We start from the raw sequence: 17,127 nt of genomic DNA on the forward strand, positions 1-17,127 counted from the left end.
TTGCCGGCGATGGGCTGCACAGCAGCCCCGGCAGTCTTAACTGACTGGCATTAGGGCTTGCCCCGCGAAGCGCCGCGCGGGCGGCGCTCGATCTCCCAGGCGCTAAAAATCCCCCGTCAAACACCTGCAAGCCCTAACGCGCCCCCCACTCCCCCCAAAACCACCGTTAACCTTCATTTAATCAACCCCATCCAGCATGGCCCCATTCCTAGATCTGCCAAGGCGAAGACATGCGCGTCCTCCTGCTCTTCCTCACACTACTTCTGGCCGGCCCGTTGCAGGCCAACCCGTTCGACGTAAAACCCGACTTCCTGCCGGTGAACCAGGCCTTCGTGCTGACCCACGAGCGCCAGGCCGATGGCCAGATGCGCCTGTACTTCCAGATCAAGCCGGGCTACTACCTGTACCAGAAGCGCCTGAAGTTCGACGGGTTGCCGCCCGAGCAGCACCCGCAACTGCCCCCGGCGCTCAACCACCACGACGAATTCTTCGGTGACAGCGCGGTGTACCGCGAGCAGCTCGAACTGCTGCTGCCGGCCAACGCCCAAGGCCAGTTGCGCCTGGGCTGGCAGGGCTGTGCCGATGCCGGCCTGTGCTACCCGCCGCAAACCACCGCGATCGACCTGGGCGGCAGCGTAGCGCCGGCCGCCGAGCAAGCCAGCGACCAGGCCTTGGCCAGCGGCCTGCAACAGGGCCACCTGGCCTGGAGCCTGTTGGCATTCTTCGGCCTGGGCCTGCTGCTGGCCTTTACCCCGTGCTCGCTGCCGATGCTGCCGATCCTTGCCGGGCTGGTGCTGGGCAACGGCGCCAGCGCCCGCCGTGGCTGGCTGCTGGCCGGGGTCTATGTGCTGAGCATGGCCCTGGTGTACGCCGCCCTCGGTGTGGTTGCCGCACTGCTGGGTGCCAGCCTGCAGGCGTGGCTGCAGCAACCCTGGCTGCTGGGCAGCCTGGCGGGGCTGTTCGTGCTGCTGGCACTGCCCATGTTCGGCGCCTTCGAACTGCAACTGCCTGCCGCCCTGCGCGACCGCCTGGACCGCGCCGGGCAAGGCACCCGTGGCGGCAACCTGTATGGCGCGGCGCTGCTCGGCGCGTTGTCCGGCCTGCTGATGGGGCCGTGCATGACCGCGCCGTTGGCCGGCGCGCTGCTGTACATCGCCCAGAGCGGCGACGTGGTGCAAGGTGCGCTGGTCCTGTTCACCCTCGGCCTTGGCATGGGCGTGCCGCTGCTGTTGCTGGTCACCCTGGGCAACCGCTACCTGCCACGCCCGGGCGCCTGGATGAACCGGGTCAAGGCTGTATTCGGCTTCGTGTTCCTGGCCATGGCGCTGTACACCCTGCGCAGCCTGCTGCCCGCCGCGCTGCTGCTCGCGTTAAGCGGCGCCTGGTTGATCGCCTTGGCCTGGGCGTCCTGGCCGGCCCTGCAACGGCTGCCGGCGTTGCGTGCGGTGCCGCTGCTGGGCGCGCTGTGGGGCGGCTTGTTGCTGGTCGGTGCGGCCGCCGGGGGCGACGACCTGTGGCAGCCGCTGCGCCCATTTGCCGGTGGCGCCGGCACGCCGGTCGCCAGCCAGCACGCCGAAGACAGTTTCGTCACCGTCAGCCGCCCCGAAGACCTGCAACGTGAGCTGGATGCAGCCAAGGCCCGTGGCCAGTGGGTGATGCTCGACTACTATGCGGACTGGTGCGTGTCGTGCAAGGTCATGGAAAAACAGGTATTCGCCCGCAGCGACGTGCAAGCCGGCCTGGCCGGCGTGCACCTGCTGCGCCTGGACGTGACCGCCGACAGCCCCGCCAGCAAGGCCCTGCTGCAGCGCTACCAGGTGCCCGGCCCGCCGAGCATGATCTGGATCGGCCCGGAAGGCGAAGAACGCCGCGCGCGGCGCATCACCGGTGAAGTGGATGCGGCCGCGTTCCAGCAACACTGGGCCCAGACCAGGAGCCAAGGCTGATGCTCACCGTTACCCTCGGGCCCCTGACCATGGCCCTCAACCACTTGTTGATGCTCACCGCCCTGGTGATCGCCAGCGTGGTCGGCTGGTGGGTCGCCCGGCGTGGCGGCGAAAGCCCGGAATCGGCACTGTTCAACCTGTTCCTGATCGGCCTGCTGTGCGCCCGCGCAGGCTTCGTGCTGGCCTACTGGCCGATGTACCAGGGCGACCCGCTGCAGATCATCGATATCCGCGATGGCGGCTTTCTGTTCTGGTCGGGCCTGGCTGGCATCGTGCTCGCTGCCCTGTGGCAAGGCTGGCGCCAACCTGGCCTGCGTCGCCCGCTGGGTTGGGCGCTGTTCAGCGGTGCGCTGTTCTGGGGCCTGGCCAGCTTTGGCGGGCACCTGTACAGCAAGGGTACCGAACTGCCCGAACTGAGCCTGCGCAATGCTGGCGGCCAACCGGTAGCGCTGCACAGCTACCGCGGCAAGCCGCTGGTAATCAACATCTGGGCCACCTGGTGCCCGCCGTGCCGCCGCGAAATGCCGGTGCTGCAACAGGCGCAGAGCGATTACCCGCACGTGACCTTCCTGTTCGTCAACCAGGGCGAGACCCCGGAAAACGTCAGCACCTTCCTCGCCACCACCGGCTTGAGCCTGACCCACGTGCTGTTCGACGGCACCGGCCTGCTGGCCCAGCGCGTCGGCTCCATGGCCCTGCCTACCACACTGTTCTACGACGCTGACGGGCGGCTGGTCGGCAGCCACCTCGGCGAGCTGTCCCGGGCCAGCCTGCGCCACGCTCTGGAACCTTTCGACCGGGCCATCGCGCCCGCCCCTGCCGCACAAGGAAACTGACATGCGATTGACTGCACTGCTGCCCCTGTCCCTGGCCCTGCTGGCCGCCCCTGCGCTGCAAGCCGAAGAACTGCCCAAGGCGGTTCAGCAACTGCAGGCCAAAGGTGCCGTGATCAAGGGCAGCTTCGACGCGCCCGACGGCCTGCGCGGCTATGCCGCCGAGTACCAGAACAACGCCCTGGCCCTGTACCTGACCCCCGACGGCAAGCACGTGCTGGTCGGCAGCCTGTTCGATGAACAGGGCAGGGATTTGAGTGCCGAGCCGCTGGAAAAGCTGGTGTATGCGCCGATGAGCAAGGAGATCTGGGCGAAGATGGAGACAACCGCGTGGATCGCCGACGGCAAGGATGACGCGCCGCGCAAGGTGTACCTGTTCAGCGACCCGAACTGCCCGTACTGCAACATGTTCTGGGAACAGGCGCGGCCGTGGGTGGAGTCGGGCAAGGTGCAGTTGCGCCATATCATGGTCGGCATCATCCGCGAGGACAGCCCGGGTAAGTCGGCAGCGCTGCTGGCGGCGAAAGACCCGGCCAAGGCATTGCAGCAACATGAAAAGGCCGGCAAGGCCAGTACCCTGAAGCCGCTGGACAAGGTGCCGGACGCCGTGCAGCAGAAGCTGGCGGCGAACATGGCATTGATGGAAGAGATGGGCTTACAGGCCACCCCGGCGATTTTTTATCAGGATGAGCAAGGCCAGCTGCAGAGCCAGCAAGGGGCACCGCGGCCGGAGATGTTGGGCAAGATTCTGGGCAAGCGCTAGCGCATGTCGTGAGTGTTGCTGTGATGCAAAAATCGAGCGCCGCCCGCGCGGCGCTTCGCGGGGCAAGCCCGCTCCCACATTTGTTTCGGGCCAGTTTTTCCTGCCTCCTCCGCACCCGCGCCCTGGTGCATGGCTGGAGATTGATGGAGAGCAGCGGCGCTGCCGATATCGAAGAGAACAGACAAGGCGGGCAAGGTGCTCTCACAGGAATGATTGGCCCGAAACAAATGTGGGAGCGGGCTTGCCCCGCGAAGCGCCGCGCGGGCGGCGCTCGATTTCCGCCACCCTGCAAACCTCAAGGCAAGCCCTGCAAACCCTCCCCCTACAACCCCTCCAACTCCGCCATCAGGTCACTCAACCGGTCGACCTTGTCGTCATCCAGCGCACTGCCCTGCAACCCCTGCACATACGCGGCCAGTTCCTCCACTGTGCTGCACTCGAACATCGCCCGCAACGGTACGTTCAACTGCAATTGCTTCTGCACCCGCGAGGCGATCTGCGTGGCCAGCAACGAATGCCCGCCCAGCTCGAAGAAGTTGTCGTGCACGCCGACCCGCTCAGCCTTGAGCACATCGGCCCAGATACCCGCCAATACCTCTTCCAGCTCGTTGCGTGGCGCCTGGTAGGCCTGACTGTGCTGGCCGCCAATGTCGATGGCCGGCAGGGCCTTGCGGTCGAGCTTGCCGTTGGCGTTGTGCGGCAGGCTGTCGAACCAGCCCCAGTGCAGCGGCACCATGTACTCCGGCAATTCGGCACGCAGCCGCTGCTTGACCTGCTCCAGCAATGCCGCATCGGCACTGGCGCCCTGGTGCGCCACCAGATAACCGACCAGGTGCTTGCCATTGACGCCCTCTTGCACGCCCACGGCGGCATCGCGAATGTCCGCCTGCTCGTGCAGACGGGCTTCGATTTCACCCAGCTCGATGCGGTAACCGCGAATCTTCACCTGATGGTCGATACGCCCGACGTACTCCAGCACACCGTCCGGGCGCTGCCGCGCCAAGTCGCCAGTGCGGTACAGGCGCTCGCCCGGTGCACCATACGGGTGTGGGATGAACGCCATTGCAGTGCGTACCGGGTCGCCAACGTAGCCACGGCCCACGCCAGTGCCGGCCACGCACAACTCGCCCACCGCGCCCAGCGGCACCAGCCCCTGGTCATCGCCGAACAGGTACAGGCGGTTGTTGTCGGTCGGCGTGCCAATTGGCAGGTAGCTGCCACGGGTCGAGGCGGCATCGACGCGGAAGAACGCCACGTCATCCGAGCACTCCGCCGGGCCATAGGCGTTGACCAGGCCGATCTGCGGGTAACGTTGCAGCCACTGCGCCGCCAGCTCCGGCGGCATGGCTTCGCCGGTCGGTAGCATCCAGCGCAGCCCGTCGAGCGCCTGATGGTCGTTGGCGAGCATGCCCTGGATCAGTGACGGCACGCTTTCCAGCACGGTGATGCCGGTGGCCTGCACATGCGCCAGCAGGCCCTGCGGATCATGGGCGATGGCGTTCGGCACAATCTCCACCTTGGCGCCGAACAGCGGCGCAGCAAGGAATTGCCACACGGAAATGTCGAAGCTCTGCGATGCAGTCTGGGCGATCACGTCCTGCTCGCTGAGCGCCAGGTACGGCACCTTGCTCAGCTGGTTGTTGAGCATGCCGCGCTGCTCGACCATCACCCCTTTCGGCAGGCCGGTGGAGCCTGAGGTGTAGATCACATAGGCAAGGTTATCCGGCCCGCTGTGGATGCCGGGATTGTGGCTGGCAACGGCGCTGGCCTGGATGTCTTCCCAAACCAGCAGCTGCGGCCGTGCCGCCAGTTCCAGCTCACCCAGCAACTGCCGCCCTTGCTCAGCACAGGCCGCACTGCACACCAGCACCGGCGTGCAGCTGAGCTGGATGATGCTTTGCAGGCGCGCTGCCGGCAGGCCCGGGTCCAGCGGCAGGTAGCCGGCGCCGGCCTTGAAGCTGCCGACGATCATACCCAGCAGCGGCAAGCCGCGCTCGGCCAACAGTGCCACCGGCTGGTCCACGCTCACCCCCGCCGCGATCAGCGCATGGCCCAGGCGGTTGGCCGCCAGGTTCAGCCCGGCGTAGTCATAGGCGGCTTCCAGACAGCGGGCCACGGTGCGCTGCGGGTGCGCAGCAACCTGCGCCTCGAACTGCGCGACGTAGCTTTGCTCCAGTGGGTAAGCCCGCGCGGTGCGGTTGCAATCTTCCAGCAGGAAGCGCTGTTCTTCCGCGCCGAGCAACGGTAGTTCGCCCACTTCGCCATCAAAGCCCTGTACCAGCGCCAGCAGCAGGCGCTTGAACTCGGCCAGCAGGCGTTCAACGGTCGGGTAGTCGAAGTAGCGCTGGTCGAACGACAGGTGCAGGCCCAGGTCATCGCCTGGGTAGCACACCGCGGTCAGCGGGAAGTTGGTGTGGGTACGGCCGGAGTCCGAGCTGGCGTTCAGGTGCTGGGCATGGTCGAGCACGGCGGTTTCCACCGGTGCGTTCTCGAACACGAACAGGCTGTCGAACAGCGGCTGGCCCTTGGGCAGCTCACTGCATTCCTGAATCGCCACCAGCGGCAGGTACTCGTACTCGCGCAATTCCATGTTGCTTTGCAGCAGGCCTTGCAGCCACTGGCGCACGCTGCAGCGCTCACCGGCCACCGGCAACTGCACGCGCAGGGCGACGCTGTTGATGAACAGGCCAACGGTGCGCTGCATCTGCGGCATGCTCACCGGGCGCCCGGCCACGGTCACGCCAAAGGCCACGTCACGGTCGCCACTGTAGCGCGCCAGCACCAGCGCCCAGGCCGCCTGGGCAAAGGTGTTGACGGTCAGCTGGTGGGCCTGGGCCAGTTCGCGCAGGCGCACGCCTTCGCTGACCTCCAGGCGCGTGTAGCAATCGCCGACGACCATGCCGCTGCCGGCGTGGTCATGCCGCAATGGGCGGTCGCTGGGGAGCGCCGTGGCGCGCTCGAACCCGGCCAGGTTGGTCTGCCACCAGGCACGCGCATCGTCCAGGCCCTGGCGTTGCAGCCAGCCAATGTAGTCGCGGTAGCGCGGCGGCACCGGCAATTGCGCCTGGCGGCCTTCGCCGAGCGCCTGGTAGACCTCGAAGAAGTCGTTCATCAGCAGCGAGCGGCACCAGGCATCGATCAGGATGTGGTGGTTGCTCATCATGAACCAGTAGCGCTCGTTTGCCACGCGCACCAGGCGCAGGTGGAACGGTGCCTCGCTGAGCAAGGCAAAGCCGGCTTCGCGCTCCTGCTTGTGCAGGGCTTGCAGGCGCTGCTCCTGAGCATCGGCGTCAAGCTCGCGCCAGTCCTGGTAGTCGACCGCCAGGTTGCCCGGTTTGTGGATGATCTGCAGCATCGCTTCGCCGCTGTTCCAGCTGAACGAGGCGCGCAGTGCTTCGTGGCGCGCCACCACCGCCTGCCAGGCCAGGGCGAAGCGCTCGGGGTCGAGCGCGCTGTTGATGCGGTAGCGGTCCTGCATGTAGTACAGGCCGGTGCCCGGCTCCAGCAGGGTGTGCAGCAGCATGCCCTCCTGCATCGGAGTTAGCGGGTAGACATCCTCGATCTGCGCAGCCGGTACCGGCAGTGCGTCGATCTGCTCCTGGGTCAGGTGCGCCAGCGGGAAGTCCGACGGGGTGAAGCTGCCGTTGCCCTCGGCCAGGCAATGCGCGACCAGCGCCAGCAGCTCCTGCCGGTAGGCTTCGGCCAGGTTGGCGATAGTCTGCTCGTCATAGCGTTCGGCGCTGAAGGTCCAGCGCAGTTGCAGGGCACCGCCATACACCTGGCCATCGACGCTCAGCCAGTTGGGCAGCGGTGCATCAAGGTCATGGGCGAGACCGGCCGGCGCATCCAGCGGCTGCAACAAGGCCGCGCTGTCGAACTGCTGATCGAACTGGCCCAGGTAGTTGAAGGTGATGCGTGCCTGCGGCAAGGCCGCCATCTGCTCGCGCCCGGCATCATCGGCCAGATAGCGCAGTACGCCGTAACCCAGGCCTTTGTGCGGCACCTGGCGCAGGTGTTCCTTGATGCGCTTGAGCGAACCGCCCCGCGCCGCATCGTCATCCCCTGGCAACGGGCGCAGGCTCAGTGGATAGGCATTGGTGAACCAGCCAACGCTGCGGGTCAGGTCCATGTCTTCGAACAACCCGTCGCGGCCGTGCCCTTCAAGCTGCACCAGCACGGCTTCGTCACCGCTCCAGCGGCACACCGCCCGCGCGAGCGCGGTCAGCAGCAGGTCGTTGACCTGGGTGTGGTAGGCCGCCGGGGCCTGTTGCAGCAACTGCCGGGTCTGCTCTGTGTCCAGGCCGATGGCCAGAGTGCGGGCATGCCGGTGCAGGTTGCCGCCCTGCGGGTGGTCGCACGGCAGTTCGCGGCGCACACCCCCCAACTGGCCCTGCCACCAGCCCAATTCGTCGCGCAGCGAATCACTGCCGGCATAGCTGGCCAGGCGCGCAGCCCAGTCACCCATGGCGTGGGTCTTGGCCGGCAGTGGCTGGCCACGGTACAGCGCTTGCAGGTCTTCCAGCAGTACTCGCCACGACACGCCATCGACCACCAGGTGGTGAATCGCCAGCAACAAACGCTGGCTGCCCTGCCCGTCAGCCACCAGCAAGGCACGCAACAACGGGCCCTGGTGCAGGTCGAGGCTGCGTTGCACATCGCTGTACAGCGCCTGGCAATCGGCAAAATCGGCGACCGTGGCGGTCCACAGCAGTTGTTCGACGCCGGGCGGGGCATAATCGGCCTGCCAGCGGCCAGCCGCCTCGGCAAAGCGCAGGCGCAGGCTGTCGTGGTGTTGCACCAGCGCCGCCAAGGCGTGTTCAAGCAGCGCTTCATCCAGCGGCTGGCGCGCCTCCAGCAGGACCGCCTGGTTCCAGTGTTGCAGCTGTGGCACTTCGCTGTCGAAGAACCAATGCTGGATCGGCGTCAGGCCGATCTGGCCCTGGCGCAAGCCCTGGTCGATGCTGCTGGCGGCCTCGCTGTGCCGTACCACGGTGGCCAAGGTCTGAATGGTCTGGTGCTGGAACAGGTCACGCGGGGTGAACTGCAAACCGGCCTGACGGGCGCGGCTGACCACCTGGATCGACAGGATCGAGTCGCCGCCCAGCTCGAAGAAATTGTCCTGCACACCGACTTGGGCAACGTTGAGCACGTCGCGCCAGATCTGCGCCAACTGTGCTTCCACCTCGTTGCCAGGTGCCTGGTATTGCTGGCGTGCCTGCTCAAGGTCCGGCAGCGGCAGTGCGCGGCGGTCGAGCTTGCCGTTGCCCATCAGCGGCAGGCTGTCGAGCAACACCAGGTGCGCAGGCACCATGTAGTCCGGCAAGTGCTGGCGGGCATCGGCTTTCACCGCCTCGCGCAACAGGCTTTGCGCCACATTGTCGGCAGCGGCCTGCTTGCACACCAGGTAGCCCACCAGTTGCTTGCCACCGGGCAGATCAAGGGCAAGTACCACGGCTTCGTCGACATCGGCATGCGCCTGCAGGCGGCTTTCGATTTCGCCCAGCTCGATGCGAAAACCTCGAATCTTCACTTGCTGGTCGGCACGGCCAACGTACTCGACCAGGCCATCCGTGCCCAGGCGCACCAGGTCGCCGGTGCGGTACAGGCGCCCGCCTTCGCGGCTGAACGGGTCGGCGACGAAACGCTCGGCGCTGAGGCCCGGGCGATCGTGGTAGCCCTGCGCCAGGCCGGCACCCCCTACATACAGTTCGCCAATCCCACCCTGCGGCAACAAGGCCAGGTCTTCGTCGAGGATGTAGGCCGTGCGGCTGCCGATGACGCGGCCGATCGGCACGCTGCCCAGTTCCGCCGGGAGCACTTCAGGCGCCAGGCAGGCCAGCGGCATGACCACAGTCTCGGTCGGCCCATAAGCGTTGAAGAACTGCTGCGGGGCAAAGGCCTGGCGAATGCGCTGCAGGTGCTCGCCGGTCAATGCTTCACCACCGGTGATCACCAGGCGTACCGGCAGTTGTTCACCCTGCCCGCCCAAATGTTGCGCCAGTTGGCTGCCATAGCTTGGGGTGAAGCCGAGGATGCTCACCTGCTGCTCGCGCACCAGCTGGCAGATTTCTTCGGCTCCCCACTGCCCTTGGGCACGCAGCACCACGCGGGCACCGCACAGCAGCGGTACCCACAGGCGCTCGCTGGCTGCGTCAAAGTTGATCGAATAGAAATGCAGTTCGCAGTCATCGCTGCGCATGCCGAATTCGGCGATCACCGCCCGGCAGTGCATGGCGAACTCACCATGGCTGACCACCACGCCCTTAGGCTTGCCAGTGGAGCCGGAGGTGTAGATCAGGTACGCCTGGTGTTGCGGCAGGTTGAGGTTATCCAGCGGTGCATCGCTGTAAGCCGACAGGCTGGCAGCGTCGTCTTCCAGGCTCCAGCGCGCCACGCCCTCGGGCAGCTCGCCCAGGGTTTGCAGCAACCCGCGCTGGGTCAGCAGCAGGCCGATGCGGCTGTCTTCGATCATGTAGCGCAGGCGGTCGAGCGGGTATTCAGGGTCCAGCGGCACATAGGCGCCGCCAGCCTTGAGGATGGCCAGCAGGCCGACGACCATTTCCAGCGAACGCTCCAGCGCCAGGCCCACCCGCACCTGCGGGCCGACACCGCGCTCGCGCAGGGCACGGGCCAGGCGGTTGGCCTGCTGGTCGAGTTCGGCGTAGGTCATGTGCTGGCCGGCGTAGGTCAGTGCACCCGCCCGCGGCGTGCGTGCGGCCTGGGCCGCGAACAGGCCGTGCAGGGTCTGGCCGAGGTCGAAATCGTGCTCGCCCTGCAACTGGCCGACCAGCACCTGCTGCTCGGCGCTGCCCAGCATCGGCAGCTCGCACAGGCGCTGTTGCGGGTTGTCGAGCAGGCCGACCAGCAGGTGTTGCCAGTGCTCGGCCATGCGCGCGATGCGCGCCTCGTCGAACAGGTCGCGGCTGTAGGTCAGGCAGCAGCCCAGGCGGCCATCAAGGTCGGTCACCTCCAGGTACAGGTCGAACTTGGTGGCACTGGCGTCGTTGACCAGGTAATCCACTTGCATGCCGGCCAGCGTGCGGCTTTGCTGGAAGGCCCAGCGCTGCACGTTGCACATCACCTGGAACAGCGGGTTGTAGGCGCTGCTGCGTGGCGGCTGCAGGGCCTCCACCAGCTGGTCGAACGGCAGGTCCTGGTGCGACTGGCCTTCGATCGCGGCCTGGCGCATCTGCTCCAGCAGCGCGCTGGCGGTCATTTGCCCGTCCAGCTCGCAGCGCAGCACCTGGGTGTTGAGGAAGGCGCCGATCAGGCCTTCGCTTTCCGGGCGAATGCGGTTGGCCACCGGCGCGCCGATGCGCAGGTCGCGCTGGCCGCTGTAGCGGTGCAGCAAAGCGGCCAGGGTGGCAGTCATGGTCATGAACAGGGTCAGGCCACGCTGGCTGTTGAAGGCATGCACGCGCTCGACCAGCGCCGGGTCCAGCTCGAAGCGGTACAGCTCGCCTTGGTGGCTCTGTACTGCCGGGCGCGGGCGGTCGGCGGGCAAGGCCAATACCGGGTGTTCATCACCCAGGCGGCCTTTCCAGTAGGCCAGCTGGCGAGCGCCCTCGCCGCTTTCCAGCCATTGCCGTTGCCACACGCTGTAGTCCAGGTACTGCACCGGCAGCGGCGCCAGCGGCGATTCGCGGTCATCGACGAAGGCTTCGTACAGCTCGCCCAGTTCGCGGGCGAAGATGTCCATGGCCCAGCCTTCGGTGACGATGTGGTGCAGGGTGAGGACGAAGACGTGCTCGCGCTCCTCGGCCTTGACCAGGCAGGCACGCAGCAGCGGGCCGCGCTCCAGGTCGAACGGCTGGTGCGCCTGGTCGTCGGCCAGCTGTTGCAAGCGTTGCTGGCGGGCATCGGCAGGCAATGCACTGAAGTCCTGCCAGTCCAGGTGCAGGCCGCTGTCTGCGGCTACACATTGGTACGGCACACCGTCGATGCTGGGGAAGGTGGTGCGCAGGGTTTCATGGCGCACGATCAGCGCCTGCAACGCGCGCTCGAAGGCGTCCACATGCAGGGTGCCGCGCAGGCGCGCCATGCCGCCGACGTTATAGGCCGGGCTGTCCGGTTCCATTTGCCAGAGGAACCACATGCGCTGCTGCGAGTACGACAGCGGCACCGCCTGGCGCCGGTCGACGCGGGTGATTTCGCCTTGCAGGTTGTGTTCGCCGGCAGCGCGGATACGCGCGATCTCGGCACAGAAGGCGCCCAGCTCGCTGGCTTCGAAAAGCGCCTTGAGCGGCAACTCGACGTCGCAGGCCTGGCGGCTGCGGGAAACGATCTGGGTGGCCAGCAGCGAGTGGCCGCCGAGGGCGAAGAAGTCGTCCTGCAGGCCGACGCGCGGCAGGTTCAGCACTTCGCGCCAGATGGCGGCGACCTGCTGTTGCAGTTCGCTTTGCGGCTCGACGTGTTCACGCTGTTGCCACACCGGCGCCGGCAGCGCCTTGCGGTCGACCTTGCCGCTAGGGCCCAGTGGCATGTGTGCCAGCGGGATGAGTTGCGCCGGCACCATGTACGTCGGCAACTGTTCACCCAGCGGCGCCAACAAGGCTTCGGGCTGGGCACTGCCGCTGTAGTAGCCGACCAGTTGCGCGCCAACGGCGTCCATGTGGATCAGCACCAGTGCCTGTTCGACACCGGCCTGCGCCAGCAGGCACGCCTGCACCTCTTCGGGTTCGACGCGGAAGCCCCGCACCTTCACCTGCTGGTCAAGGCGGCCGAGGTACTCCAGCGCCTCCAGTTGTACCTGCCAACGGGCACGGTCGCCGCTGCGGTACAGGCGCTGGCCATTGCCGTCGGCCTGGGGCACGAAACGCTCGGCGGTAAGGCCAGGGCGGCCCAGGTAGCCACGGGCCAGGCCCGCGCCACCCAGGTATAGCTCGCCCGGCACGCCTGGGGCAGTGAGTTCAAGCTCGTCGTCAAGCACGCGGCACAACACATTGCCCAGCGGGCGGCCGATGGGCGAGCGCTCGCCGTCCGTGGCCTGGCAGTGCCAGTGGGTGACGTTGATGGCGGTTTCGGTCGGGCCGTAGCGGTTGTGCAGTTGCACCTGCGGCAGCAGTTGCAGTACGCGGTTGCGCAGCGCAGCAGACAACGCTTCGCCACCCGAGAACACCCGGCGCAGGCTGCTACAGGCAGCCGCCTGCGGCTCCTGGACGAACACCTGCAACAGCGGCGGCACGAAGTGCAGCGTGGTCACAGCATGGGCCTGGACCAGTTCGGCGATACGCTGCGGGTCGCGGTGTTCGCCAGGGCCGGCCAGCACTAGTTTGCAGCCGGTGACCAATGGCCAGAAGCACTCCCACACCGACACGTCGAAGCTGATCGGCGCCTTCTGCATCAGTACGTCACTGTCGTTCAGCGCATAGGTGGCCTGCATCCATTGCAGGCGCTCGGCCAGCGCCGCGTGGGTATTGCCCACGCCTTTGGGTTGGCCGGTGGAGCCGGAGGTGTAGATCACATAGGCCAGGTTGTCGCCGTGCAGGTGCAGGCCAGGGGCATGGCTGGGCCAGCTGTCCAGGTGCAACTGGTCGAGGGCGATGGCGCTGACGCCGTCGACCTGGGGCAGCTTGCCCAGCAGGCTGCTGTGGCTCAGCAGCAGGCCGGCATTGCAGTCGGCAAGCATGTAGGCCAGGCGTTCGGCGGGGTAATCGACGTCCAGCGGCACATAGGCGCCACCGGCCTTGAGAATGGCCAGCAGGCCGACCAGCAACTGCGGCGAGCGCTCGATGGCAATCGCTACACAGGTGTCGGGACCGACGCCCTTGTCGCGCAGGTAGTGGGCCAGGCGGTTGGCCTGCTGGTGCAGCTCGGCGTAATCCAGGCTGCCGCCCTCCCACGCCAGCGCGGTGCGCTGCGGGGTCAGGCGTGCCTGCTCATTGAGTTGCTCGACCAGCAGCTGCTGTGGCGCAGCGGTCGCTGCCTGGCCCCAACCCAGCAGCTGGGCGCGGCCCGCCTCGTCGAGCAATTGCACTTCGCCCAGCGCCCGTTGCGGCGCAGCGCACACCTGCTCCAGCAGCGCCAGCAAATGCCCGGCCAGGCGCTTGATGGTGCTGGCGTCGAACAGTTCGCTGGCATAGTCAAAGGCCAGGCTCAGGCGGCCCTGGTGGTCTTCTTCGCTGTGGAGCTGCAAGTCGAACTTGGCTTCGCGGCTGTGCCACGGCAGTTCCACGGCCAGCAGGCCCGGCAGGCGGCGCAGCGCCGACAGGTCGCGCTGCTGGTGGTTGAACATGACCTGGAACAGGCCCTGTTCGCGGGCTTCGGGCAGGGCTTCGACCAGTTGTTCAAACGGCAGGTCCTGGTTGGCCTGGGCCTGCAGGGTGGCCTGGCGCACCTGGGCCAGCAACTGGGTGAACGGCAAGCGGCCATCGAGCTGTGCGCGAAGCACCTGGGTGTTGATGAAGAAGCCGACCATGCCCTGGGTTTCCAGGCGCGGGCGGTTGGCGTTGGGCACACCGACGCGGATATCGGCCTGGCCGCTGTAGCGTTGCAGCAATGCCTGCCAACCGGCCAGCAGGACCATGAACAGGCTGGCCTGCTGCTCGCGGGCCAGGCCCTTGAGCGCGTTGCCGAGCTTGGCGGGCACCTTCAGGTTGAAACGCGCAGCGCTGTGCTCGCGCTGGCTGGCACGTGGGTGGTCGGTACACAGGTCGAGCACCGGCAGGTCATCGCCCAGCTGAGCCTTCCAGTAGTCCAGTTGGCGCTCGGCTTCTCCGTCGGCCAGCCACTGGCGCTGCCACTGGCCATAGTCGGCGTAACCCAGGGGCAGCGGTGCCAGGTTCGCCTGCAGGCCTTGGCAGTGGGCCGCGTACAGTTTGGCGAACTCGTCGAGCAGGATGTTCAGCGACCAGCCATCGGCAACGATATGGTGCAAGGTCACCCACAGCTGATGGTCTTCCTCGTCCAGTCGAACCAGGGTCACCCGCAGCAAGGGGCCTTGAGTCAGCTCGAACGGCTGGCGGGCCTCGGCTTCACGTTGGGCGGTGACCTGTTCGGGCGCCTGGCCTTCGAAGTTCAGGCGGGCCAGGTTGAAAGGCTGCTGCGCCAGCACGTGCTGCAGCGCCTGGCCGCCCTCTTCACTGAACACGGTACGCAGTGATTCGTGGCGCGCCACCAATGCCTGGAACGCTGCTTCCAGGGCAGTTTCATCCAGCTCGCCACGCAGGTGCAGGCCGGCCGGAATGTTGTAGGCCGCCGATTGCGGTTGCAGTTGCCACAGCAACCACAGGCGGTTTTGCGCCAGCGACTGGGGCAGCGCCTGGCCGCGTTCAAGGCTGGCGATAGCTGCCGCCTGTGCACCGCCTTCGGCGAGTATCGCGGCCACGGCATTGCTGTAGTCGGCCAGCACCGGTGCTTCGAACAAGGTGCGCAGGCTGAGGTTGATGCCCAGCTCATCGGCCAGGCGCGCAGTGGCCTGGGTGGCGGCGATGGAGTTGCCGCCCAGCAGCAGGAAGTGGTCGTCTGCCGCCACCGCCTCTACCTTCAGGATGTCGCGCCACACAGCGGCGATGCGTGCCTGCAATTCATCGCTTGCTGCCTCAGCGGCAACGGCCTCGCTTGCGTCAGGGAAACGGGCGTAGCAATCCAGGCTGCCATCGTCCATGCGCAGGCGGCAGGCTGAGCGTTGCAGCTTGCCGCTGGAGGTTTTCGGCAGTGCGCCGGGGTTGAGTAGCAGGACCACCGCTGGCGCTTGGCGGCAGGCGTCGGCGATCACTTGGCGCAGGGTCTTGATCAGTTCCTGGGGTTTGATGGCTTTCTGCACGTTGCGGCTGATCTCCACCGCCACGCCGATGCTCTCCTCGCCCTGGTGCTCCACGGCAAACACCGCCACCCGACCTTTGCGCAGCACCTCCACTTCGCGCTCGAGGGTTTTTTCCAGGTCCTGCGGGTAGAGATTCTGCCCGCGTACGATCAGCATGTCTTTCAGGCGCCCGGTGACGAACACCTCGCCGTCACGCATGAAGCCCAGGTCGCCGGTGCGCAGCCAGGTCTGGCCGTCCATCTCGACGAAGGAACGGGCGCTGGCTTCGGGGTTGCGCCAGTAGCCCCGGGCGATGCTCGGGCCACCGGCCCAGATTTCACCGACCTGGTTGTCGCCCAGCACGTGCGCCTGTTGCGGCTCGACGATGCGTACCGCATGCCCCGGTTGCGGGTAGCCGCAGCTCATCAGCACGCTGCCTTTGCCGGGCTCGGCGCGGTTGGCGGCGAGGGCTTCGGCGTCCAGCTCCAGCGCCGCGATACCCTGGCCACGGCGGCTGCCGCTGACAAACAGGGTGGCTTCGGCCAGGCCGTAGCTGGCGAAGAAGCTTTGCCGGTCGAAACCGCAGGCCTGGAACTTGTCGGCGAAGGTGGCCAGGCTGTCCTGGCGGATGGGCTCGGAGCCGGAATAGGCCACGCGCCAGCGGCTCAGGTCGAGCCCGGCCAGCGAAGCCTCGCTGACCCGCTCGCTGCACAAGCGGTAGGCGAAGTCGGGGCCGCCGCTGATGGTGCCGCCGTACTCGCTGATGGCCTGCAACCAGCGCAGCGGCCGGGCCAGGAAGTAACCCGGCGACATCAGCACGCAGGGCACGCCGCTGAAGATCGGCTGCAGCAGGCCGCCGATCAGGCCCATGTCGTGGTACAGCGGCAACCAGCTGACGATCACATCGTCGGGGTTGAGGTCGATGCCGAAGCCACAGCGGATCAGTTGCTCGTTGGCCACCAGGTTGCCATGGCTGACCTGCACGCCTTTGGGCAGTGCGGTGGAGCCGGAGGTGTACTGCAGGAAGGCAATGTCTTCGCCCTTGAGCGCCGGTTCACGCCAGTTCGCGGCCAGCATCGGGGCCAGGCCGTCCACGGCCAGCAGCTCGGGCGCGTTGTCCGCTGCCAGGGCTTCCAGGCCCTGCAGGTTGTCGTGCAACGCCGCCACGGTCAGCAGAAGACGCGGCTCGGCGTCGGCGATGATCGACAGCAAACGCTCCTGATGGTGTTGGCGGGCGGATTCTGGCGGGTAGGCCGGCACCGCGATCACGCCCGCATACAGGCAGCCGAAGAACGCCGCCACGTAGTCTGGCCCGCTGGGGAACAGCAACACGGCACGGTCACCAAAGCTGGCGCGCGCCTGCAAGGCCGCGGCGATGGTGCGCGCACGCTGGTCGAGGTCCCGGTAGCTGAGCACGGCCTGCTCGCCGGGGACGTCGGCGAGAAAGCGCAGGGCGATCTTGTCCGGGGTCTGCGCGGCGCGTTGCGCCAGGGCCTGGACCAGCGAGAGCGGGAGTTCGAAGGCGTCCGTCATGGGGTGTTCCTGCCAGTGTCTGTTGGGGCGTGCCGGCTGCGCCGCGAACGTGGGCGGGCAGCGGTTGGCGGCCGGGGATGTACACAGGGGAACGGATGGGCGGGGGGAGAAATTAGCGGGGTTGGAAAGTGGCTGGCTTGAGCGAGTGTCAGGGCGATAGGTGCCTGCCTTGCAGAGAGTGCTAGGTTGAAGGTGCCTGCCTTGAGGGAGTGTCAGGGCAACAAGGTGCCTGCCATGAGAGGTGTACCGCCTGAGAGATCGAGCGCCGCCCGCGCGGCGCTTCGCGGGGCAAGCCCTAATGCCGGTCAG

At 67.0% G+C, this 17,127-nt stretch carries 4 protein-coding genes; 3 read left to right on the forward strand and 1 reads right to left on the reverse strand.

Translation table 11 applies throughout. The features are described from left to right. The first annotated feature begins 230 nt into the window (after nucleotides 1-230). The 3 genes from dsbD to dsbG are packed head-to-tail and all read left to right on the forward strand — an operon-like array spanning nucleotide 231 to nucleotide 3,542. Complete coding sequence (dsbD, locus tag ACI2KG_RS09050) at nucleotides 231-1,946, forward strand: protein-disulfide reductase DsbD (protein ID WP_404661638.1); 1,716 nt, start codon at nucleotides 231-233, stop codon at nucleotides 1,944-1,946. Further along, nucleotides 1,946-2,782, forward strand: coding sequence for a prolipoprotein diacylglyceryl transferase family protein (locus ACI2KG_RS09055; RefSeq protein ID WP_404661639.1), 837 nt, complete (start codon nucleotides 1,946-1,948; stop codon nucleotides 2,780-2,782). Before dsbD ends, ACI2KG_RS09055 begins: the two co-directional genes overlap by 1 nt. A gap of 1 nt (nucleotide 2,783) precedes the next feature. Further along, nucleotides 2,784-3,542 carry a thiol:disulfide interchange protein DsbG gene (gene dsbG, locus ACI2KG_RS09060; RefSeq protein WP_404661640.1) on the forward strand — a complete coding sequence of 253 codons (759 nt, stop codon included), beginning with the start codon at nucleotides 2,784-2,786 and terminating at the stop codon, nucleotides 3,540-3,542. Nucleotides 3,543-3,864: 322 nt separating this feature from the next. Here the strand turns inward: dsbG and ACI2KG_RS09065 are convergent, their stop codons facing one another. Then, nucleotides 3,865-16,818, reverse strand: coding sequence for a non-ribosomal peptide synthetase (locus ACI2KG_RS09065; protein ID WP_404661641.1), 12,954 nt, complete (start codon nucleotides 16,816-16,818; stop codon nucleotides 3,865-3,867). Between the last annotated feature and the right edge of the window lie 309 nt (nucleotides 16,819-17,127).

Source organism: Pseudomonas sp. NPDC089407 (assembly GCF_044900445.1).
In the GTDB taxonomy this organism is placed as follows: Bacteria; Pseudomonadota; Gammaproteobacteria; order Pseudomonadales; family Pseudomonadaceae; genus Aquipseudomonas.